The organism is Gillisella vitis (assembly GCF_001541345.2).
Lineage (GTDB): Bacteria > Pseudomonadota > Alphaproteobacteria > Rhizobiales > Rhizobiaceae > Allorhizobium > Allorhizobium vitis.
Map to the genome: position 1 here is coordinate 406,780 of NZ_LMVL02000005.1, position 19,165 is coordinate 425,944.

Below are 19,165 nucleotides of genomic sequence, written 5' to 3' on the forward strand. Positions count from 1 at the left end.
TGTCTGAATTGTTGTGATAGAGGCGCGATCAAAGCGCCTTTTCAAACTCCGGCAGGGCCTCAAACAGGTCTGCGACGAGGCCGTAGTCTGCGACCTGGAAGATCGGGGCTTCCTCGTCCTTGTTGATGGCGACGATCACCTTGCTGTCCTTCATGCCGGCCAGATGCTGGATGGCACCGGAAATGCCGCAGGCGATGTAGAGCTGTGGTGCGACAACTTTGCCGGTCTGGCCAACCTGCCAGTCGTTCGGCGCATAGCCTGCATCGACGGCTGCGCGTGAAGCGCCGACAGCGGCCCCCAGCTTGTCGGCCAGCGGCAGGATGACCTCCTTGAACTTCTCCGAGGAGCCGAGCGCGCGCCCGCCCGAGATGATGATCTTGGCGGAGGTCAGCTCCGGGCGCTCCGACGACGACAGCGCATCCGAGACGAAGCTGGACAGGCCGGGATCGGCGACCGCAGCTACGGCCTCGACCGCAGCCGATCCATCGGCAGCGGCGGCAGCGAAGGAGGCGGTGCGCACGGTGATAACCTTCTTGGCATCGCTCGACTGTACCGTCTGGATGGCATTGCCAGCATAGATGGGCCGCTTGAAGGTGTCGGCAGAGATCACTTCGACGATTTCCGAGATCTGCGCCACATCAAGCAGGGCGGCGACCCGCGGCGCGACATTCTTGCCGACCGAGGTGGCGGCGGTGATGATCGTATCGTAGGCGGGTGCCAGCGACACGATCAGGGCTGCCAGCGGTTCGGCCAGCTGATTGCCAAGCTCGGCGCTGTCGGCCAGCAGCACTTTCGAGACGCCGGACAGTTTGGCGGCGGCGTCTGCGGCGGGATTGGCACCCGCACCAGCGACGAGAACATGGATTTCGCCGCCAATCTTGGCTGCTGCCGTCAGGGTCTTGGAGGTCTGTTCGGAAATGGTTGCGTTATCGTGATCTGCCAGAAGAAGAATGGCCATTTTTCTATATCTCCCAATCCGAAATCAAAGCACGCCGGCTTCGTTCTTAAGCTTTTCGACCAGTTCGGCCACTGACTTGACCTTGATGCCCGCCTTGCGGCCACCCGGCTCCTCGGTCTTCAGCACCTTGAGACGTGGTGTGGTATCGATACCGAAATCGGCAGGCGTCTTCTTGTCGAGCGGCTTCTTCTTGGCCTTCATGATATTGGGCAGCGAGGCATAGCGCGGCTCGTTGAGGCGCAGGTCGGTGGTGACCACGGCTGGCAGTTTGACGGCAATGGTTTGCAAGCCGCCATCGACTTCGCGGGTGACATTGGCCGAACCGTCGCCGATTTCCAGCTTGGAGGCAAAGGTGGCCTGCGCCCAGCCCAAGAGGGCTGCGAGCATCTGGCCCGTCTGGTTGCTGTCATCATCAATTGCCTGCTTGCCGACGATCACCAGGCCCGGGGCCTCTGCTTCGACGATGCCTTTCAGAATCTTGGCGACGGCGAGCGGCTCGACGGCATCCTCGGTTTCCACCAGAATGGCCCGGTCTGCACCCATGGCCAGCGCCGTGCGCAGGGTTTCTTCGGCCTTGGCCGGGCCGATGGAGACCACGACCACTTCCTCTGCCTTGCCCGCTTCTTTCAGGCGCAGCGCTTCCTCAACGGAAATTTCGTCGAACGGGTTCATCGACATCTTCACATTGGCAAGCTCGACGCCGGAGCCATCCGGCTTGACGCGGATCTTGACGTTATAATCGACGACGCGCTTGACGGGCACGAGAATCTTCATGGGGTCCTTCCTTGCTTCACGTTCTTGTGGGCCTTGCGCATGATGACATGCGGTGCCGCCACTGCTTGTTTCCTGCATTATTCCGTAGATCAGCGGCGATTTAGGGAATAATGCAGCCGCGTTTTCACGCTCTCCTCAATGCGATAGCCCAGTTTATCTGCCAGTCGAAACATCCGTGATCCGTTTCCAGGCAAACGCCAGACTGCGGCATTTTGCACGTCGGAGACTGTCAATTGGCGACATGGATACGCATTTTTTCCTCCATGACAACGGTGCCGTTCATTCTTGCGATACTCCTCCCGCAGACTGATGCGCCGAGGCCAGAATTACCTAACTTTTACGTTCACGTCAAATATTGCCTTTCGTTCAACCAAGACCGGTTTTCTGCGCGATGCTCTCGCTACCGGTTTTTCCCCGGCACCCAGAGGACATCGGCCTTGCCGACCTCATTGGCATAGCGGGCGGCGACGAACAGGAAATCCGACAGCCGGTTGACATATTTCAGCGCCGGTGCCGAGACGGCCTCGCCGGGGATCTGCATCAGATCGACCATGATCCGCTCGGCGCGCCTTGCAATGGTGCGGGCCAGATGCAGATTGGCGGAGGCTGGTGAGCCTGCGGGCAAGACAAAGGATTTCAGCGGTTCGAGATGGGCGTTCAGCGCATCGATTTCCTGCTCGATCCTGTCCACCTGACTCTGGACAACGCGCAGGGGCTCCCATTCCAGTTTTTCGCCGGTATCGGGCGTGGCAAGATCGGCACCAAGATCGAACAGGTCGTTCTGGATGCGAAACAGCATGGCATCCAACACCTCATCGGCTGCCGTGTGCAGGCGGGCGACGCCGATGGCGCTGTTGGCCTCATCGATCGTGCCATAGGCATCGACGCGCAGGTCGTGCTTGAAGCGGCGCGGACCGCAGACCAGCGCCGTGGTGCCGTCATCGCCGGTACGGGTGTAGATTTTATTGAGTTTTACCATGGAACCATTCGTCTTGAGAAAGCGGGTGGTACCCGCAATATTAGAGTTTGCCTTATAGCCTGCTCAAGAATTGCTGCTGGCCAGCGGTGATTATTGGATAGACTGTTAGGAAAAGCGGAAGACGCTAGCGACCGCCGCCGGTAATCCACAAGGTCAGCATGATCAGCACAACGGCAATGGCTTGCAGCAGCACACGCATCTGCATCAGCTTGTTGGAGCGGTTGGCGTCGCCGCCCTTCATCATGTTGAACAACCCGCGCACCAGGACCAGCGCGACAAGCCCCATGACGATAATGGCCAGAATGGTGGTGAATGAAGACATGATGCGCCGCTAACCTTGATGATGAATGCCTACCGATCAATCCAGCGCCCGCATCAGCCGATAGAAGAGATCGGACGGCATCAGCCGTTTGAGTGCGACGCCCTGTTTCGCCGGCTTCGTGACCAGATAATGTGGCCGTGGACGCTTCGCGGTCAAGGCGTGTTGCAGCACTTTATACACGGCATCCGGTCCAAGCTTGTGACGGTTTTTCGGCCCGGTGCCGTCAAGGCGCGCCAATTGCCGCTGGTAATCTGTGGCATGTACTGAATTTTCCACATCGATATTGCGTTTGATGGCCTCAAGGCAATTGGCGGTGAAACGGCTTTCTATCGGACCCGGCTCGATCAGGCTGACCATGACGCCGCTGCCGTCCAGCTCCATGCGCAGGGTGAGCGACAGGCCCTCCAGGGCATATTTGGATGCCGTATAAGCGCCGCGCCAGCGATAGGGGATGAGGCCGAGAATAGACGAGCATTGCACGATCCGGCCCGACCCCTGCGCGCGCATCACTGGCACGATCCGCCGCGTCAGGTCGTGCCAGCCGAACACATTGGTTTCGAACTGTTCACGAAGTGCCTCCGTCGGCAGGTCTTCGACAGCACCTGCCTGGCCATAGGCGCCATTGTTGAACAGGGCGTCCAGCCGTCCGCCGGTTCGCGACAACACGGTTTCCGCGAGGGTCGCGATGCTTGCCGTGTCGCGGTAATCCATCAGCAACGCTTCAAGGCCGTCATCCTCAAGGGATTTCAGGTCTTCCACCTTGCGCACGGTGGCAAACACCCGCCAGCCATCTTGCTTCAGGGCGCGGGCGCAGTAGGCTCCAATACCGGAGGAGCAGCCGGTAACGATAATGCTTTTCTGTGCGACCATATGAGGTTTTCCTCTTACAAATACGATAGGGTCTCCCATATTCGACAGATATAGGCAATTGTGGCAGGCCGCTTGAGAAGCAGTCAGTGAAGAATGAACGGGAGACGGAATGCGGTCCTATCTGGGCAGGCTTTACAAGGTGGCCTTCGATGCGGTCTGGCATTTCACCGAGGACGATGGTTGGGCGATGGCGAGCCATGTGGCGCTATCGATCCTGCTGGCCGTATTTCCCTTCCTGATTTTCGGCACGGCGCTTGCCGGTCTTCTCGGTGCCAATACCTTTGCACCAACAGCCATTCATTTCATTTTCGATACCTGGCCAGAGGAAATCGCCAAGCCGATTTCCGAGCAGGTGGTGCAGGTGCTGACCATTCCACGCGGCGGGCTGTTGACGATTTCCGTGCTGGCGGCGGCCTATTTCGCTTCCAACGGAGTGGAGGCGCTGCGCACCGCACTGAACCGCGCCTACCGTGTCACCGAAACCCGGCCCTGGTATATTACCCGGCTTATCAGCCTTGGCTTCGTCATCATGGGGGTTGCTGCCTTTGCTGTGATCAGCGTGCTGCTGATCGCCGTGCCGATCGCGCTGCGCTTTGCTGAGCGGCAATTTCCGCTTTTGAAGGATTTCCTGGCGCTGGTGTCGAATTGGAGCGTGCTTGGCACATTGATCTTGCTGGCCGTCGGCTTGACGATTTCGCATCTGTGGCTACCGGCGGACCGGCGTCGGCTGATCGACGTTCTGCCCGGCATCTGCCTGACACTGTTGCTCTGGCTGCTGGGTGCGCTGGCCTTTGCCGCCTATCTCGCCACCTTTGCCAATTACGCCGCCACCTATGCCGGTCTGGCCTCGGTTATGGTGGTGATCATATTTCTCTATATGCTGGGTGTGCTGTTCCTGATCGGCGCGGAATTTAACGCGGCGCTGATGAAGTTTTCCAGGCCGCGCACGCGATCACGGCGAATGTCAGATCGCAATCCCCAACAGCCGACGGATGTCGAGGGGTGACAGGCCCTCTGCGCGCAAATGCCGGAGCCCTGCCGATTGCAGGCTTTTCGATAGTTTGCGACCATCCTCGCCTGTGATGAGCCGATGGTGCGTATAGGCCGGTGCCGGTAGACCAAGTAGGCTTTGCAACAGGCGGTGGACGGCGGTGGCCTGGTAGAGATCCTCGCCGCGCACCACATGGGTTACGCCCTGGAGCGCGTCATCGACCACCACCGACAGATGATAGCTGGACGGCGCATCCCAGCGCCAGAGAATGACATCGCCCCACAGAGTCGGGTCGGCGACGATCTGCTGTACCGTGTCGCCTTGCCTTTCCTCCCAATGCAGGTTGCCGCCAACCATGGAGAGGGCTTTGCCGGTGTCCAGACGCAGGCTGTGGCGCTCGCCCCCGTCGATCCGTTGCTGCGCCAGTTGCCGGTCCATCTGCCGTTCGCCTGCCGGATAATGCCAGGCACCATCAGGGTCGCGGGGCCAGACCTTGCCTTGCGCCTCTGCCGTCTGCGCCTGCCGCTTGATCTCGGCGCGGCTGAGAAAGGCTGGATAGACCAGATCCATGGCCTGAAGCTTTGCCAAGGCAGAACGATAGGTGTCGATATGCTCGGATTGGCGGCGCACCTGATGTTCCCATGTCACGCCAAGCCAGGCCAGATCCTCGTAGATCGACGCCTCGAATTCGGGTGTGCAGCGGTCGATATCGATATCCTCGATCCGCAACAGCAGCCAGCCACCGGCGGCCCCAGCCATATCCGCATTGATCAGTGCCGAAAGGGCATGGCCGAGATGAAGATAGCCATTTGGGCTCGGCGCAAAACGCAAGACTGGTTTTTGCGAAACAGGTACACGATGGTGGTGATCGGACATGGTTTGTTTTGGCATGATTTATAGCGGGAGGAAAAGAGATGGCCGAGATGATGCGAATTCGCAACCAAGCGGATCTTGCCACCGGCCTTGAGGCCTTGCTGGATATCGATCCCCGGCTGCATGCCATTGCCCGCGAAGCCGGACCTTTGCCGCTCCGGTTGACGGAACCGGGTTTTGAAGGGCTGGCCTTCATCATCGTCTCGCAAATGGTTTCGCGCGCCAGTGCCGACGCCATCTGGCGGCGGCTTTGTGGGGCGATGGGAACACCCGAACCCGCCGCCTATCTGGCGCTGGGTGACGCAGTGCTTTCGCTCGGTCTCTCGCGCGCCAAGCATGCCTGCCTGAGCGGTCTGGCCTCTGCCACCCAGGCTGGAGACATTGACCTCTTGGTCATCCTCGATCAGCCGGTGGAGACAGGCATTGCGGAGTTGACCCGGCTGCGTGGCATTGGGCTGTGGACATCGGAAGTTTATCTGATGTTTTGTGGCGGTCACGCAGATGTGTTTCCGGCGGGTGATGTGGCGTTGCGGGCGGCTGTTGGGGATGGTCTTAGCCTTGCCGCGCGCCCGGACATCCGCGAAACCACCCGGATTGCACTGGCCTGGCGGCCATACCGCGCCATTGCGGCACGGTTGTTCTGGGCCTTTTATGCGGCACGTTTACGACGCGAAGCGGCGCCGGTGCCGGTCTGATGGAGAATCAGTTCACTGCTTATTTATTGGGCTTCACAATCCTGTAACAGCAAGCCTAATATAGAAGGAGCAGATGCCGAATCGATCAGGAGAACGCCTTGACGATTGCAGTTTCGCCCCAGTCCTTGCCAGCGCTTGTGCTCAACGCTGATTATAGGCCACTGAGTTATTATCCCTTGTCGTTGTGGTCCTGGCAGGACGCGATCAAGGCGGTTTTCCTTGACCGTGTGAATATCATCGCCGAATACGATCATTCGGTCTGTTCACCCAGCTTTTCCATGCGGCTTCCCAGCGTGGTCAGCCTGAAAACCTATGTGCAGCCGACACGCAACCCTGCCTTCACACGCTTCAACGTGTTTCTGCGCGACAAATTTCAGTGCCAATATTGCGGCTCGCCTGACGACCTGACCTTCGACCACGTCATTCCCCGCGCCCATGGTGGCGAAACCACCTGGCAGAATGTCGTGGCGGCCTGCTCGCCGTGTAATCTGCGCAAGGGATCGAAATTGCCGAAACAGGCCAATATGTTCCCGGCCCAAAAGCCCTATCAGCCAAGCGTGCAGGACCTGCACAACAATGGCCGGTCGTTTCCACCCAATTATCTGCATGAAAGCTGGGTGGACTATCTCTATTGGGATTCCGAGCTTCAGCCGTAAACTTTACGCCTTCATTCGCTGTGCGCCCCAGAAAGCGATGGCGGCGAGAACAAGGCTTGTCAGGACATTCCAGCCGGCCAGCGACACGCCGAAAATCCTCAGCGCTGCTTCCGTGCAGGATGGCCCCTTGAAGCTGTTGAGCTGCGCAAGGATGTCGCCGCTGCTGTTGAAGCCCGCGCCGCTGGTGGCCGAGCAGGCGCTTGGGCCCTCCCAGAAATGCCATTCAACGCCGGCATGGTAAACGCCAAGGCCAGCGCTGACGATCATGATCAGGCCGAGAAGCAGGATCAGGCTTTTCGTGACTTTGGCGGGCAGGTTGAGAGCGGCGGCGATAACCGTCACCACTCCGATTGCAGCGCCGATATAATAGGGCTTGCGCTGCAACAGGCAAAGCTCGCAGGGAATATAGCCGCCGAGATATTCAAAGGCCAAAGCCGAGCCGACGACCCCCGCCATGCCAAGGGTCAACAGGAGGGCAGGGGCAAGACCGGGTCGGGTGGAAGAAAGCGTGGTCATGATGGTTCTCCAATCCTCATCTTTCAATGGACAAGGAGGCGATAGGCGACGAACAGGGCGATCAGCACAACAGCGCCGATAGCGGCGATCATGCCGAGGCGTTTTTCAATGAAATGGCGGATCGGTTCGCCATAGCGACGCAGCAGCCATGCCAAGAGGAAGAAACGTCCGCCACGCGCGACGATGGCCGTCATGATGAACAACCAGATATCCACATGGGCGACGCCCGACAGGATGGTTACTACCTTGATCGGCGGCAGATGGGCCAGGCCGGAAGTGATCAGCAGCAGCACCACCGTCTCGTAATCAACCGACAGGCGCAACTGGTCGAAAGCATCGGCCTTGCCGTAAAACTCAAGGATTGGCCGGGCAATGCTTTCATAGGCATAGTAGCCGAGAAACCAACCGGCTATACCCCCCAGAACCGAGGTGACGGTCGCAATGGTGGCATAGCGCCAGACCTTTTCCGGCTTGGCCAGCGCCATGGGCAGGAACAGCACGTCGGCGGGCACAAGAAAGATCGAGCTTTCCACAAAGGAGATTGCCCCAAGCCAGGCTTCCGCCGATTTTCGGGCGGCAAGCGACATGGTCCAGTCGTAAAGGCGTCGCAGCATGATCGCTCCTTGGCTCGATGCAGAGTGTCTTTGCCGTTGCGGCGCAGCATTCAAGATGACGAAAGACCGAATATCTGCCGTTCCGTCAAGTCTTTAAGCGCAAAGCCCTTGGGCTGTAAATGCGGCGAAAACAGTGATATTGCCCGGATGCCTAACTTTTGCGTGAAACCGGAAATTTGTAAAAAACCCGGTTGACCGCCCCCCCTTTCTCCGTGTAGTTCGTCCTTCTACTCTACGTGCCCCTTTGGCGGAATTGGTAGACGCGCCTGACTCAAAATCAGGTTCCGAGAGGAGTGCTGGTTCGATTCCGGCAAGGGGCACCATTCCTAACTGCATAGTCAGTTAGTGCATCTATCGCTTTGAATGGCAAAGCGATTTTAGGGGTTCTAGGACCCTGTTTTCGGCAGTATCGGATACGGTCCTGGAACGCTAATTTCAGGACCGTCCGCCGAACCCCGATATGGCCGGTCTGCCATAGTTTCCAAGGGTTTGCGAGGAATGTGAGGGCTGGTTCTAGCTGATCCTCGAATTTCCCTTTCGGCTTGGCCTGATTTGCCAATTGTCCGGCAAAAACGATCTTGCTGCGTTCAAGCTCGGTGATCTTGTTCTCATAGCTGCGGATAACAGTCGCGTTGGATGCTTCCATGACGCGCGACAGCAATGTCTCTATCTGCTTTTCCACTGAGTCGATTTGGCGCTGCCCGGAGCGAATGATCTCCGCAGCCTGAGAGCTACGCTGATCCCATGCTAAGGCGAACATGGCCTTTGCGATTGTAAAGAGATTCTGTGTCGGCTGCAGCGTACGGATTACAGCGCCGATGTCCTCCTCAAGTTTGTCGCGCGGTATCGACTTACCATAGCTCTCACAGGTTTTGGTTTGGCAGAGGTAGTATGCATACGACTTGCCACGTCCCTTGCTCCAGGAAGAGCGCAACGGCACGCCGCAATCAGCGCATTCGGCCATGCCACGCAAGGCAAAATCGTCCCCGACATTCTTGCGCGATGGTGCATAGGCAACGCCGTCGCGCCGCGCTTGTACCTTTTCGAAGGTCTCAACGGTGATCAGCGGATCGTGATGGCCCTTAAGCCAGCTGATATCGTATGTCTCGCTGCAAATGTAACCGGTGTAGAGCGGCTGCGTCAGGATATCGACAACGCGCTGCTGGGTGATGACACCCTTTCGGTTGCGGGGGAATTCAGGGAAGCTTTCAAAAAACCGCCTGACTTCCGCCTGCGTTTGAAAGCGGCCCATGGCATAACCTTCGAAGGCATCACGGACGATCGTCGCCAAAGGTTCGTCGAGCACGAGCATCTTTCCCCGGCCCCTCACAGCCTGGTATTTATAGCCGATGGGCGCGCTGTGCGTCCAATAACCGGACTGCATGCGCGCTTTCATCTTCTGTGCCACCTGACGGCCATTCTGCTTGCGCTCAAGAGCACCTTGGGCGGCCATGATGGTTTCGATGAACTCGCCTTCCGGTGTCTCATCGAACTTGAAGTTCAGGCATTCGATTTGCGCGCCCCGTTTCCGGAACGCCTCGCGTAGGTCGAGATGGAATCGTGTGTCCCTCGCAAACCTCTTCAGATCGTCGAAGATAACGACAAAACGCTCGTTCGGCTGCGCATCGAGAAAGCTGAGCAGCGCGACCATGCCGGGCCGCTTCATGAAGTCGCCGCCGCCAGTAATCGTATCCGGGAAGACAGCGATGACCTGATGACCTTTAGCAGCGGCGTGTTGACGACACCGCAGTTCCTGACTGTCTAAACCTGACCCATCGTCCTGTTGAGATTTTGCCGAGACCCGGCAATATATGATGGCTTTTGGTCTTTCGTTCATGCGGCCTCCTCGCCATTTTCAGTATCCATAGCGTTGAGGATAGACTTCAGATCGAGTCCGCTGCCAGAAATTTCTTGGCTGGAATTGATCTGCCAGCCAAGATCGACGAAGGCGACGATGATCGACCAAAGGGTCTCGATCAACACGCGCTTCTGGTCGTCCGGAATATCCTGATCTTCGAGATAAGGCAGCCACTCGGTCCAATCGAAGCGCAAGGCCGGTACAGAGGGTTTGAAATGGGTTTCTGTGTCGGTCACGTTCATATCGAATTCCTTTCTGCCGTTATCTCCTTTTGCTTCGTCCCGCCCGCTATGGTTGAGAACAAAGAAAGAACATTAGGCTTTAATTCCTACGTTCGTCAAGAATAATCTGGCTATGAGCGAGACCAGGTCTTTCGGCGATGAGGTTGGCTTTCCGGTTTGCGTTGCTCTCCGTCGCGTTGTTGCAGTGTCGGCTTGTGGTAGAGTTCTTCGGCTTCCTTGCCCGCGTCATAGAGTTCGCGGCCTTCATGGGAGGCAAAGGCCGTCTTCATCATGTCCTTGGCGTCTTTTTCCGTAATGCCATGCCCGATAGCCATATCGACGGCGCCGCGATCATAAGCCTGGTAGAAGGGCATGGTCGGCTCCGTACTGATCAGTGCAATGACGAAGTGTGCTTGATCGAGGGCTTTGCTGGAGATGGTTTGCTCGATTTCGGTGTTGCGGTTCATCAGGCCTTCGCGCATCTGGTTCATGGTCTCGCCATAGCGCTCGCGGAAAATGTCGCGGATGATTGTTTCAGCTTTCAGCGTATCGAAGCGTTCGTTGCGGGCGAAGGCATGCGCGTAGTCGGAAAGCTTTTCGCGGAAGCTGCCGGATTTGTGGATTTCGCGCGCAACAATGCCGGAGATAGCCCAGGTTTCATCGAACTGGCTTTCGGTCAGGCTTTGTCCGGTTGAGCTTTGCCGAGCTTGCGTTCTGCGATCGTCTACCGTGTCGGTTTTGTCGATCATGACGAGTTTCCTTTCTCAATCCTGGCTTTGTTTCGGGATGCGGCGATCCTGGCCGGAACGTCGTTCGTCGCCGGTGCGCTGATCGCGTGCACGAAGAAATGCCTCGGCACCCGAGCCTTGTGTCTGATTGCGCTCGTGGGCGCGCGCTAATAGGTCTTCGATCTGGCGCTGTTCCTCGTCGGCGACACCTCGCAAATCGGCGTCATGCGCAAGCCGCACGTTCCGATGTGCTTGCCAAGTTATGGTGTCGTTGTCGGTTGAGGGAGCGCCAGGTGGCGCCGGGTGATCGAGCTTGGTTTGAATCCCCTCGCGATAAAGCCGCTGGCGTTCGGTTTCGACGCGAGATTTATATTCCTCATCAAAACGATCGTTCAGATCTTCCAGCTTTTGCGCAGCATTCTGTGTGATCTTGGATAGTGTCTCAAAATCATCGATGGAGGTGAGAGTCTTGAGTGCAAATGACAGCGACGCCTTCTGGAACACCTCATTCAATTGCTGGGTAATCGTATCGGGCATATTGCGCTCCCTACCGTGACCAAAATTTGCAATCGGGGACCGTGATCCGGCAGAATGGGACCATGGTGGGATTTCGGTACATTCAGGATGTCGAGGAGTGGCTTAAGCCACTCGACTACATCGCTTTTTGGGAGGCAGTCACTCCCTACGGTTTTGTTCTACTTGATCGGGATCACTACGATGGGCTGATCGCGGGCGGAAAAGTGGATGCCGCTCTGGTCCTTCATGGGCTGAAAATCTTGGCCAAGATGGAGTTTCGGACAGCGTTCGGTCTGAAGCACCGGATCATCGAGCCAACGGTCGCTCAATATTTGAAGTCCGTTCACTGACCCGTCGGCTTGAAGAATTCGACCCAGCCGCAGCGTCCCGCGTCGGCGGGAATCGTGAAGCGCCCGTAGGGACCCCAGAACGTGCAGTCGATATATATGCGTTGCGCCAGCGGATTGTACCGGTCACCATTATCGTGAAAGTCATAGCTCCAGATCATATGCGGAAGGCCATACGCGACATAAGCCGCGTAGGCTGTCAGCGGCAGCGCAAGCCAGAAAAACATGGCGATAAGTCTCATCACACGGCTCCGTCGGTTGGTGTGGTGAGTGTAATCTTGGGATCGGGAGCAAGCGGGCGGCCTTCGAGCGGATTTGGTGCCAGCAGAGAACAATACGGCGCGGTGTTTTGCTGGCCAATCTTTTTACTGAAGAAGAACCCAACTCCCTTGATGTGGCAAAGCTGCTCGTCGGCTGGCATTGCCATGAGACCCGCCGCAGAACGCCAGCGCTGCCTGCCCAGTTGCAGGTTGGTTTGCAGGCGCAGGCTTTCAGTGTCGGCACCGAGGCTGCTGGTGACGGCATGTTCCTCGCCGATCGCTTTGGAAACACGCTCTGCTTCATCGAATGAACTGAAGCCGAACCATTGCTTGACGATGGCATTTTCTTCGATCGTCTGAACCGCAAGCCTCCCGAACTTGCGCTCGATTTCTGAACGGCTCTGCCCGATCATGTGGACCTCACAGCCAAAGGCTCTGAGGGTCGTGAGGGATTCCACCAGGCTCTTCAACGGCGCATTGGTGAACTCGTCAGCGATGATACGCAGCGCTCCGGCTCCGCCATAGAGCGCATCGATGAAACCCATGATATGGAGGGCATAATAGGGGCCGAGCTTGTTGATATAAGCTTGCGGACCGACAAGGAAGATGACAGCGCCTTGGCTGATCAGATCGGCATGCGTCGTGGTCGCTTCAGCACCGGCATTGTAGAGATGCGAACCGGCGCTGAACAGCCGCACCGAGCGCTGTGCCCGTTCCAGATGCTGGGGCCAATGCTCGTGACCGACCATGCCCAGAATATTATTGGCCAGTGCTTTCAGGGCCGGATCGCCTTCGGCGGCTTCGATCGCAGCGAACTTCCGCAGTTTAACGGGATCGCTCAAAAGTGTCCATAAAGCCCCCGGAATGGCGACTTCGGGTTTTCGGGCGAGCGGCACTCTCACACCGAACTCATTAATGTTGCGCGGCCAGTCACGGAAATAAAGATTTCGGTCGTCGGGCTCCGCCGGTTCTGGAATGAGGGCGTGCAATATGTTGTCGATAGCGTAGATCAGAGCTTCGGGGTTTCGCTGCGCGGCGGCGACCGCCGAGCCGAAAGGATTGAGTGAGACACGATACGGACAATCGTGCGGCAGGACGCCCATATCGTCGAGGATCGCGACCTTCCGACCAAGTCGCGCCAGCGCGTCGGCAGCCTGCGCAGCGATTTCTCCATTCTTGGAATCGAGCACCAAAACGGCCTTGTGAGGCTCAGAGGCCGCGAAGGAGAAAAGCCATGGCATCGCGCCGCAAGTCGTCTTGCCGCCGCCATTGGCCGACAGCAGCAGGCTATGTCCCTTCGGCGCCCAGATCGGGGCGCCGCTTTCCATTGTAAGGCCGATAAGCCGATGGCCCATCGGGTCGAGCGCGTTGCCAGGCATGAGTTTTCTTTTCCTGCGACCGAAGGCCCAGATCATCGGATCATCCCCCGGTCCTTGAGGTCGCGCTCGCCTGCCATATGATCGGCGCGGGCCTTGCCGCCCTGTCGCTCGAACGTCCGAACAGCGCTGCGGCGCCTGATGATCGCGACGACCTTGAAGATCGTCGCGATCATGTGCGTTCCTCCGCCGATGAAGCAAAGGATGGCGATGGGGCCGAGGCCCCACCACTCAGGAGATGCCCACTGCCAGCACAGCCATCCGTAGAAGAGCGCCAGCATAGCCGCAATAAAACGCCCGTTGATATCGATGATCGTGCGCAGGCTTGGTTCCTTGTTGATCATGCCGGTGTCTCCTTCAGAACGAGAAGCCGCTGCCGATGATGGTCACCGGATTTGCACCGGCCTCCGTCAGGTAGGTGCGCCATTGTGGGATGAGACGCGCGGCGATCCCGTCGCCGTCGAGTGCGCTCTTGACTTGGCCCACGCCGAGAAGCTTCACATGGCAACCTTTGAGAAATGCCCCCTCTGGCTTCGGCAGACCTATCTTGCCCGCAGCTAAGGCACGGCCATCGACAGCGGCACTCGATTCCAGGCTGTCGCTAAATACCACCACAGTCGTATTGCCCGCCGCGCAAACCGGCTCCAGCGACTGGAAGAAGGCGATCAGCGATGTCGTATTCTGCGGAGCGATCTTTCCCGCGTCGACGAGGCCCGGTAAGGCGCGGAAATAGCCTCCGAACTGCGGTGCGAGCTTTTTGGCGCTCGATGCCCGGTTCTGGGTCACGGTGGCACGGATATCGATGGTGCGGCGCGCCAGACCCGCATCGCCCACCGAGGTCATCGTGAGGGTATGCGGGGGCTTGAGGACGGAGATATAATTCTCCACGAATGCGCCCGCAGCATCGGCGGAGGTCTGATCCACCAAGAATGTCGAAGAGCCGGAAACGTCCAGGCCGAAGATGGTGCGTAGCATTTCCTGCGCCATGGCAGGGATAGCCGTCAGGAAGACGAAAATGAAGCAAAATGCAGTCAGAATGCGGGTCATGGCTTTTCCTCTTAGGTTTAGGAGTGAATTCCGGTGAGAACACGCAGCAGGTTGTGAACGCGTATTTCATCAGCCTGATCGGTGAGGTGGCGGGTGAAGTCTTCTTCGGTCTTGAAGCTGGAGGAGATTGTTTCGGCTTCGGGATCAGGCATCAGTTCGGCCAGTGGATCGTTCTTATGGCGGAACTTGCGGCGTGCTGCGGCCACCTTAATTTGCACGACCTCGTATCCCGCGTGGGCGGCTTCGCGGGCGAATTTCATCTTGATGTCGTAGGGAAGCTTGCGACGGGCGGCGGCATCAGCATCGATAAGTTTCCGAAGCGCCGAAATCTTTCGCATCAGCGCTTCGATGAGGTCTGTCACCTCCCTGCCGATCGCTGGCGTCAGCGTGAGCACGCTGAAGGCCTCCAACGCTCTGCCTAGGCAAAAGCTGGCGAAATTTATCGTAATTATCATGCCGAACGAGAGGCCCAAAAAGAGCATGCTGTTCGGGATGATACCGACCCAACCAGCCACGTCGGATGTGCCGCCGCCACTGGCATCGACTTGCTGGCCGCCCAATGTTCCTGTCGGGGCTGTCGTGACCGCCGATAAGACATCCTCGGCTGCCAGCCAGGCGGAATAGCCGATCATCAGAGATACCCCGAGGGCGAATACCAGAATTCCGATGCCTGAGAGCTTCCTCAGCCACCACTTGGTAAAATGGTCGCCTTCATGGTGCATGCGGACGTGCGCCGCGCCGATTACCGTCGGCACCAGCATCGCAAAAGCTGCGCCAGAAAACTGAACGCCAAGGATTTCGATTTGTATGATGCTGAACATCATGGCCGCGAACATTGTCTCGCCCGCCACCAGCCCGGTGAACATCATGCCGAACAGCGCGAGATTGAATGCCGCTACGCGGCGGCGGTGAGAAATCATCCGGATCTCATGAGAGAGAGCGGACAGCATCATCGTTAAAGGCGCGAGACCGTTGGGTGCATTGTAGGCAACCATCAGCGCAACTCCTTGTGATTGATAATGTTGGAAAATGCGTATGGGCTGCGATTGATCGTCTGTTCGATCAGGTGCGGCACCAAACCCCGGAGCAGAGCGACGTCGGTGAAAATATCCGCGTGATATTCTGCCATCACGCGGCCCCGCTCGCGGCCCGGCTCATGGAGATAGTCGTCGAACAGGTCAGATGAGTGCGAAATGACTTCTGCCGACGGAGCGAGATTGTTGCGCCTCAACGAGTCCAGAAACACACGCTTCCATTCAGGCTCGGCATTAAAAGGTTTTGGAAGACGCGACAGATTGACGGCGTCTCGATCGGTCGGCTTGCGTTTGGGCAGCAGTTTCTTGAGGAGCCAGAACATGGCGTCTCCTTTCGAGGTTGAACGTGATTGCAGTCTGGTGGATGGGGGGCGTCGCGGTGGGCGAAGGACGGGCGGATTTTTCATCCGCACCGATAGGAGGACCGTCACCGTTGGGCGACGGTCTATGCACGTCAGTCGTCAAAGTGGATGGGATCGACGTGTCGCTTCGGTAGACCAGAGGAAGCGCACCGACCGGATAGCCGGCAGTGGCGCACCTCCAGAGCCAGAAATATCATCGTGGCTGGATAGACGAGGCGTTCCTGCAACCTGTTCCTGAAGCCGTGGGCCGCTCGCGTTCTGTAGCGCTTCACGAAATGACGGCGCTCGTCACCGACCGCTGAATCATAACGACGAACCGCTGCAGGATCGTGGGTGTCGAATGCGATCCTCTTGCCGTCGGGATCGATCAGCTTGCCGGTCCGGTGCTTGAAAAGCTCGATCCATATCAGGTCCGTAATGGAGGCGCTGCTCATCCCCAAGGCATCGAGCCGTTCCGCCTGGACGTGATTGAATTCAACGGAACGGATTTCCTGCATCGACGGTGCACGGTGATCGCAATTGCAGCGGGAAATCGGATTTGAACGACGATTCATGATCTGCTCCTCTTGGTTTGAAAGCCAAGAAAAGCAGCCACGATTTGGGAATGTTATGGAGTTGGAATGGAAAACGAGTTGGAAAATAAATCAGTCTAACTGTATGATAATAATAGGAAAAATACAACATGTTGGACTTTTCCATATCGTAAGTAGATACTTACCAAATGGATGACGTTTACAAAGAAGAATACCGGGTCAAATACACTCGGGATGCGGCGACAAAGAGGATTCTCGGTGAAGCCTGGTTCAACGCACAAGGTGAGTTGGATCGAAACGATGATCTGCCAACCCGTGTTGCATATGACGACCTTGGCCGAGTGTGTGAGATGGAGTGGTCGAGACGGAATATCACCCATCGAGAGAGCGGCCCCAGCCGCATCGAGATAAATCCAGAAAGCGGTATCGTGTGCCACGAGGTATGGTGTTTCGAGGGAGAGGTTCATCGCGCAGGAGGCGAGCCCGCTGTGATAGATCGAGATCCGGACACCGGCCAGATTACCCGTGTGGAGTTCTGGGATATGGGCACGCGGATAAGCAAAAAAAGCTTTAGGAAAAGCCCTGTACAGAATGAGCCTAACTTGGGATTGTAGCAGGCCTCATTTCGTTTTAGGGTCCGTAGATATGGTGCCGCCAACCCCGAATGTTAGTTTCTCCAAGTTTTTGGACGAGATGCAGCGTCTTTACAAAAAGCTGCCGGTCGGAGAACAGAAAAAATTCAAGAGAGCAATTTATCAGTACTTCAAACGCGCCGAGCCGGAAAAAGGCTGGCAGAGTTTGATCGAAAAAGTCATCGGGAAATCTGCGACAGTTATAAATTGGAGCGTGAAAAACGACTTGACTGAGTTGTCCCGAGGTGCGGGAGACACCGAACGCGCTATTGCTCGATATTATTACCTGCACTCTCTCACCTATGATCTCTCATTCGCTCATGCCGTCGATGCGATAATTTTCAAGAAGGACCCGAGGGGAAAAACCTATGAAGCTGTGAAAACGATATCTGTTTTTCAGCCTCAATACGCGCCGGTCGAGAAAATTGATGACACTTGGAAGTCATCAATCCATAGCTGGGAGCTTTCTTGCCAACCCAACAAACCGGCCAACTTGCGCCTTGCATCTTTAGCTATTGAGGCCACTCAATCGGCTAACACGCATGAACCGCTGGCGCTAATTGCTTCCGTCCATATAATGCCTGCATATGAAGTCGAAACCGGCATTGAGCTCAGATTTCGTTCGGTGGACATCGTCATCGAATGCGCTGATCAGTCACCCGCTTCGGATGTCAGATACCTTGAACCTTCACAGTGGTCGGCAGCTTGCAGGAATGCAAAGTTTAGTCAGGCGGGAACCAGTACGGCTCCTTATGTGACTTTATCCAACGAGGACGATGCGGGCCTTGAAGGGCAGTATAATAGCGACACCTTGTTCTGTTTCCATCCAAATCAACGGGCCGCTAAATTTGAGGCCGAACTTGGTGCAAGCGTCATATCGACAAACGCTATTTTTCCGGAAGATATGAATCTCTCATCACGAATGAAAGCAGAGATTATCAAGAGAATGCTTGCAAAAGCGGTCCTCCCCGAACCCGACGAAACGGGGCATATATCGCTGCACAAACTGAAATACGATGTTTGCGCTGTAGAGCGTGCCTTTCGATGACGTCGCTTGGTCAAATGGTCAAGTCTGTGGTCGATTCAGACACTGACGACTTTCTTGAACTGGTCAGGTTATCGGGACTCGATCCGGCGAATGATTTTCGCCATATGGACTTGCGCGGTTTCAATTTCGAAAACTGCGATCTATCTGGATTTGATTTTACGGGCTCTATAATTGATGATTTCAACTTCGTTGGTGCGAAAATTGAAAACACAATCCTCGATGAAATGCAGAAGTCGATTGTGCGGCAACAAGATTTTGCCGCCCATGATCAAACTGAAGCTATCGAAGCCGAAAATGTCCTTGACCTTGTTTCAGCAGGTGGTGTCGGCTCAACGGCTACAATTGCATATCACCTAGACAATGGCGGTGATGTCAATCAAGGCGCGCCACCAAACGGCTGGACAGCACTGATGGCGGCCTGTTTGAATGGGAAAGAGGCCGCAGCCGCGATGTTGTTAGATCGAGGCGCAGACATTAATCAATGCACGATCGACTATGGTCGCACAGCATTGATCTCGGCGTGCCGCAACGGCCGAAAAAATATAGTCGCGCTACTTCTGGAGCGAGGTGCAAACGTCAATCAGGGATTGACGGACGGCGGCTGGACGCCATTGATGTTTGCTTGCGAGATTGGCAGTGCCCAGGTTGTCGCCCTATTGTTAGAATGGGGCGCCGACGTTAACAAATGCACGAAGTATGGCTGGACCGCGCTGGATCAAGCCGAGAGAAACGAAAATGTGACTATTTCCGAAATGCTTCGCCAAGCAGGGGGGCGGAACGGCAAAAGGAAGGAGCGAAGCCCTACGGAATGATGCTATTTCTTGTTCTTGCTTCTTTTAAGAGAGAGACAGGGTAAGGCAAGGCAAGGCAAGGCAAGGCAAGCTGTGTGTCGTCCGACACCAGCATGGCAAGGGGGCTTTTGCCCCCGTTGCATCCCCGACTTCGAAACCATAAG

At 56.7% G+C, this 19,165-nt stretch carries 26 protein-coding genes and 1 tRNA gene; 8 read left to right on the forward strand and 19 right to left on the reverse strand.

Annotated elements, in window-relative coordinates; genetic code table 11:
• Window positions 1-28: 28 nt before the first annotated feature.
• The 5 genes from ASB66_RS19220 to ASB66_RS19240 all read right to left on the reverse strand — a co-directional run bounded on the left by ASB66_RS19220 (window position 29) and on the right by ASB66_RS19240 (window position 3,903).
• Window positions 29-958 (reverse strand): electron transfer flavoprotein subunit alpha/FixB family protein, encoded by a 930-nt coding sequence (locus tag ASB66_RS19220; RefSeq protein WP_060718610.1) that lies wholly within the window; start codon window positions 956-958, stop codon window positions 29-31.
• A gap of 24 nt (window positions 959-982) precedes the next feature.
• On the reverse strand, window positions 983-1,732 hold the full coding sequence (locus ASB66_RS19225) for an electron transfer flavoprotein subunit beta/FixA family protein (protein WP_060718609.1): 750 nt from the start codon (window positions 1,730-1,732) through the stop codon (window positions 983-985).
• A gap of 400 nt (window positions 1,733-2,132) precedes the next feature.
• Complete coding sequence (locus ASB66_RS19230) at window positions 2,133-2,711, reverse strand: cob(I)yrinic acid a,c-diamide adenosyltransferase (RefSeq protein WP_060718608.1); 579 nt, start codon at window positions 2,709-2,711, stop codon at window positions 2,133-2,135.
• A 124-nt stretch (window positions 2,712-2,835) separates the two neighbouring features.
• Window positions 2,836-3,033 carry a twin transmembrane helix small protein gene (locus ASB66_RS19235; RefSeq protein WP_015917305.1) on the reverse strand — a complete coding sequence of 66 codons (198 nt, stop codon included), beginning with the start codon at window positions 3,031-3,033 and terminating at the stop codon, window positions 2,836-2,838.
• A 36-nt stretch (window positions 3,034-3,069) separates the two neighbouring features.
• The gene (locus ASB66_RS19240; protein ID WP_060718607.1) at window positions 3,070-3,903 is read right to left on the reverse strand and encodes an SDR family oxidoreductase; all 834 of its coding nucleotides are present in this window, start codon (window positions 3,901-3,903) and stop codon (window positions 3,070-3,072) included.
• A 109-nt stretch (window positions 3,904-4,012) separates the two neighbouring features.
• On the opposite strand from ASB66_RS19240, the gene ASB66_RS19245 reads away from it, so the two are divergent.
• On the forward strand, window positions 4,013-4,909 hold the full coding sequence (locus tag ASB66_RS19245) for a YihY/virulence factor BrkB family protein (protein ID WP_060718606.1): 897 nt from the start codon (window positions 4,013-4,015) through the stop codon (window positions 4,907-4,909).
• Here the strand turns inward: ASB66_RS19245 and gluQRS are convergent.
• Window positions 4,868-5,770 carry a tRNA glutamyl-Q(34) synthetase GluQRS gene (gluQRS, locus tag ASB66_RS19250; RefSeq protein ID WP_060718605.1) on the reverse strand — a complete coding sequence of 301 codons (903 nt, stop codon included), beginning with the start codon at window positions 5,768-5,770 and terminating at the stop codon, window positions 4,868-4,870. The two genes, ASB66_RS19245 and gluQRS, sit on opposite strands and share 42 nt — an antisense overlap.
• 47 nt (window positions 5,771-5,817) lie before the next feature.
• Between gluQRS and ASB66_RS19255 the strand changes: the two genes are divergently transcribed.
• Window positions 5,818-6,462, forward strand: a complete 645-nt coding sequence (locus tag ASB66_RS19255; RefSeq protein WP_060718870.1) for a DNA-3-methyladenine glycosylase family protein — start codon at window positions 5,818-5,820, stop codon at window positions 6,460-6,462.
• Between the two features lie 98 nt (window positions 6,463-6,560).
• The gene (locus ASB66_RS19260) at window positions 6,561-7,118 is read left to right on the forward strand and encodes an HNH endonuclease (RefSeq protein ID WP_015917300.1); all 558 of its coding nucleotides are present in this window, start codon (window positions 6,561-6,563) and stop codon (window positions 7,116-7,118) included.
• 3 nt (window positions 7,119-7,121) lie between these two features.
• Here ASB66_RS19260 and ASB66_RS19265 read toward each other — a convergent pair whose 3' ends face one another.
• Window positions 7,122-7,634, reverse strand: coding sequence for a disulfide bond formation protein B (locus tag ASB66_RS19265; RefSeq protein ID WP_060718604.1), 513 nt, complete (start codon window positions 7,632-7,634; stop codon window positions 7,122-7,124).
• A 23-nt stretch (window positions 7,635-7,657) separates the two neighbouring features.
• Window positions 7,658-8,248: a YqaA family protein gene (locus tag ASB66_RS19270; RefSeq protein WP_060718603.1), complete on the reverse strand. Its 591-nt coding sequence runs from the start codon at window positions 8,246-8,248 to the stop codon at window positions 7,658-7,660.
• A 238-nt stretch (window positions 8,249-8,486) separates the two neighbouring features.
• On the opposite strand from ASB66_RS19270, the gene ASB66_RS19275 reads away from it, so the two are divergent.
• A tRNA-Leu gene (locus ASB66_RS19275) sits at window positions 8,487-8,571 on the forward strand.
• Here the strand turns inward: ASB66_RS19275 and ASB66_RS27155 are convergent.
• The 4 genes from ASB66_RS27155 to ASB66_RS19295 all read right to left on the reverse strand — a co-directional run bounded on the left by ASB66_RS27155 (window position 8,526) and on the right by ASB66_RS19295 (window position 11,592).
• On the reverse strand, window positions 8,526-10,085 hold the full coding sequence (locus tag ASB66_RS27155; protein WP_081089100.1) for a recombinase family protein: 1,560 nt from the start codon (window positions 10,083-10,085) through the stop codon (window positions 8,526-8,528). The two genes, ASB66_RS19275 and ASB66_RS27155, sit on opposite strands and share 46 nt — an antisense overlap.
• The gene (locus tag ASB66_RS19285; protein ID WP_060718602.1) at window positions 10,082-10,348 is read right to left on the reverse strand and encodes a hypothetical protein; all 267 of its coding nucleotides are present in this window, start codon (window positions 10,346-10,348) and stop codon (window positions 10,082-10,084) included. Before ASB66_RS19285 ends, ASB66_RS27155 begins: the two co-directional genes overlap by 4 nt.
• Window positions 10,349-10,458: 110 nt before the next feature.
• Window positions 10,459-11,076 carry a hypothetical protein gene (locus tag ASB66_RS19290; protein WP_060718601.1) on the reverse strand — a complete coding sequence of 206 codons (618 nt, stop codon included), beginning with the start codon at window positions 11,074-11,076 and terminating at the stop codon, window positions 10,459-10,461.
• Window positions 11,077-11,091: 15 nt separating this feature from the next.
• On the reverse strand, window positions 11,092-11,592 hold the full coding sequence (locus tag ASB66_RS19295; protein WP_060718600.1) for a hypothetical protein: 501 nt from the start codon (window positions 11,590-11,592) through the stop codon (window positions 11,092-11,094).
• Between the two features lie 62 nt (window positions 11,593-11,654).
• Here ASB66_RS19295 and ASB66_RS19300 point away from each other — a divergent pair, with 62 nt between their 5' ends.
• Window positions 11,655-11,921 carry a hypothetical protein gene (locus tag ASB66_RS19300; RefSeq protein ID WP_060718599.1) on the forward strand — a complete coding sequence of 89 codons (267 nt, stop codon included), beginning with the start codon at window positions 11,655-11,657 and terminating at the stop codon, window positions 11,919-11,921.
• Here the strand turns inward: ASB66_RS19300 and ASB66_RS19305 are convergent.
• The 7 genes from ASB66_RS19305 to ASB66_RS19335 form a co-directional block, all read right to left on the reverse strand.
• Window positions 11,915-12,160, reverse strand: coding sequence for a hypothetical protein (locus ASB66_RS19305; RefSeq protein ID WP_147274057.1), 246 nt, complete (start codon window positions 12,158-12,160; stop codon window positions 11,915-11,917). The two genes, ASB66_RS19300 and ASB66_RS19305, sit on opposite strands and share 7 nt — an antisense overlap.
• Window positions 12,160-13,557: a type IV secretory system conjugative DNA transfer family protein gene (locus ASB66_RS19310; RefSeq protein WP_060718597.1), complete on the reverse strand. Its 1,398-nt coding sequence runs from the start codon at window positions 13,555-13,557 to the stop codon at window positions 12,160-12,162. The genes ASB66_RS19305 and ASB66_RS19310 overlap by 1 nt, the downstream gene beginning before the upstream one ends.
• 32 nt (window positions 13,558-13,589) lie before the next feature.
• On the reverse strand, window positions 13,590-13,898 hold the full coding sequence (locus ASB66_RS19315; protein WP_060718596.1) for a hypothetical protein: 309 nt from the start codon (window positions 13,896-13,898) through the stop codon (window positions 13,590-13,592).
• A gap of 13 nt (window positions 13,899-13,911) precedes the next feature.
• Entirely contained in the window at window positions 13,912-14,601 is a 690-nt protein-coding gene (locus ASB66_RS19320; RefSeq protein ID WP_060718595.1) for a hypothetical protein, read from the reverse strand.
• Window positions 14,602-14,618: 17 nt separating this feature from the next.
• A complete protein-coding gene (locus tag ASB66_RS19325) occupies window positions 14,619-15,596 on the reverse strand; it encodes a hypothetical protein (protein ID WP_060718594.1) in 978 nt (325 codons plus the stop codon).
• A complete protein-coding gene (locus ASB66_RS19330; protein WP_060718593.1) occupies window positions 15,596-15,958 on the reverse strand; it encodes a hypothetical protein in 363 nt (120 codons plus the stop codon). The genes ASB66_RS19325 and ASB66_RS19330 overlap by 1 nt, the downstream gene beginning before the upstream one ends.
• 131 nt (window positions 15,959-16,089) lie before the next feature.
• Window positions 16,090-16,551: a hypothetical protein gene (locus ASB66_RS19335; protein ID WP_060718592.1), complete on the reverse strand. Its 462-nt coding sequence runs from the start codon at window positions 16,549-16,551 to the stop codon at window positions 16,090-16,092.
• Window positions 16,552-16,718: 167 nt separating this feature from the next.
• On the opposite strand from ASB66_RS19335, the gene ASB66_RS19340 reads away from it, so the two are divergent.
• Genes ASB66_RS19340 through ASB66_RS19350 form a run of 3 tightly spaced genes read left to right on the forward strand, consistent with a single transcriptional unit; the run spans window position 16,719 to window position 19,022 of the window.
• Window positions 16,719-17,144, forward strand: coding sequence for a hypothetical protein (locus tag ASB66_RS19340; protein WP_060718591.1), 426 nt, complete (start codon window positions 16,719-16,721; stop codon window positions 17,142-17,144).
• A gap of 31 nt (window positions 17,145-17,175) precedes the next feature.
• Window positions 17,176-18,210, forward strand: a complete 1,035-nt coding sequence (locus tag ASB66_RS19345; RefSeq protein WP_147274058.1) for a hypothetical protein — start codon at window positions 17,176-17,178, stop codon at window positions 18,208-18,210.
• On the forward strand, window positions 18,207-19,022 hold the full coding sequence (locus ASB66_RS19350) for an ankyrin repeat domain-containing protein (RefSeq protein WP_060718589.1): 816 nt from the start codon (window positions 18,207-18,209) through the stop codon (window positions 19,020-19,022). The genes ASB66_RS19345 and ASB66_RS19350 overlap by 4 nt, the downstream gene beginning before the upstream one ends.
• Window positions 19,023-19,165 lie beyond the last annotated feature (143 nt).

Coding starts and splice junctions, on each gene's coding strand:
- ASB66_RS19220 (WP_060718610.1), bottom strand. CDS start 958: ATGGCCATTCTTCTTCTGGCAGATCACGATAACGCAACCATTTCCGAA.
- ASB66_RS19225 (WP_060718609.1), bottom strand. CDS start 1,732: ATGAAGATTCTCGTGCCCGTCAAGCGCGTCGTCGATTATAACGTCAAG.
- ASB66_RS19230 (WP_060718608.1), bottom strand. CDS start 2,711: ATGGTAAAACTCAATAAAATCTACACCCGTACCGGCGATGACGGCACC.
- ASB66_RS19235 (WP_015917305.1), bottom strand. CDS start 3,033: ATGTCTTCATTCACCACCATTCTGGCCATTATCGTCATGGGGCTTGTC.
- ASB66_RS19240 (WP_060718607.1), bottom strand. CDS start 3,903: ATGGTCGCACAGAAAAGCATTATCGTTACCGGCTGCTCCTCCGGTATT.
- ASB66_RS19245 (WP_060718606.1), top strand. CDS start 4,013: ATGCGGTCCTATCTGGGCAGGCTTTACAAGGTGGCCTTCGATGCGGTC.
- gluQRS (WP_060718605.1), bottom strand. CDS start 5,770: ATGTCCGATCACCACCATCGTGTACCTGTTTCGCAAAAACCAGTCTTG.
- ASB66_RS19255 (WP_060718870.1), top strand. CDS start 5,818: ATGATGCGAATTCGCAACCAAGCGGATCTTGCCACCGGCCTTGAGGCC.
- ASB66_RS19265 (WP_060718604.1), bottom strand. CDS start 7,634: ATGACCACGCTTTCTTCCACCCGACCCGGTCTTGCCCCTGCCCTCCTG.
- ASB66_RS19270 (WP_060718603.1), bottom strand. CDS start 8,248: ATGCTGCGACGCCTTTACGACTGGACCATGTCGCTTGCCGCCCGAAAA.
- ASB66_RS27155 (WP_081089100.1), bottom strand. CDS start 10,085: ATGAACGAAAGACCAAAAGCCATCATATATTGCCGGGTCTCGGCAAAA.
- ASB66_RS19285 (WP_060718602.1), bottom strand. CDS start 10,348: ATGAACGTGACCGACACAGAAACCCATTTCAAACCCTCTGTACCGGCC.
- ASB66_RS19290 (WP_060718601.1), bottom strand. CDS start 11,076: ATGATCGACAAAACCGACACGGTAGACGATCGCAGAACGCAAGCTCGG.
- ASB66_RS19295 (WP_060718600.1), bottom strand. CDS start 11,592: ATGCCCGATACGATTACCCAGCAATTGAATGAGGTGTTCCAGAAGGCG.
- ASB66_RS19300 (WP_060718599.1), top strand. CDS start 11,655: ATGGTGGGATTTCGGTACATTCAGGATGTCGAGGAGTGGCTTAAGCCA.
- ASB66_RS19305 (WP_147274057.1), bottom strand. CDS start 12,160: ATGAGACTTATCGCCATGTTTTTCTGGCTTGCGCTGCCGCTGACAGCC.
- ASB66_RS19310 (WP_060718597.1), bottom strand. CDS start 13,557: ATGCCTGGCAACGCGCTCGACCCGATGGGCCATCGGCTTATCGGCCTT.
- ASB66_RS19315 (WP_060718596.1), bottom strand. CDS start 13,898: ATGATCAACAAGGAACCAAGCCTGCGCACGATCATCGATATCAACGGG.
- ASB66_RS19320 (WP_060718595.1), bottom strand. CDS start 14,601: ATGACCCGCATTCTGACTGCATTTTGCTTCATTTTCGTCTTCCTGACG.
- ASB66_RS19325 (WP_060718594.1), bottom strand. CDS start 15,596: ATGGTTGCCTACAATGCACCCAACGGTCTCGCGCCTTTAACGATGATG.
- ASB66_RS19330 (WP_060718593.1), bottom strand. CDS start 15,958: ATGTTCTGGCTCCTCAAGAAACTGCTGCCCAAACGCAAGCCGACCGAT.
- ASB66_RS19335 (WP_060718592.1), bottom strand. CDS start 16,551: ATGAATCGTCGTTCAAATCCGATTTCCCGCTGCAATTGCGATCACCGT.
- ASB66_RS19340 (WP_060718591.1), top strand. CDS start 16,719: ATGGATGACGTTTACAAAGAAGAATACCGGGTCAAATACACTCGGGAT.
- ASB66_RS19345 (WP_147274058.1), top strand. CDS start 17,176: ATGGTGCCGCCAACCCCGAATGTTAGTTTCTCCAAGTTTTTGGACGAG.
- ASB66_RS19350 (WP_060718589.1), top strand. CDS start 18,207: ATGACGTCGCTTGGTCAAATGGTCAAGTCTGTGGTCGATTCAGACACT.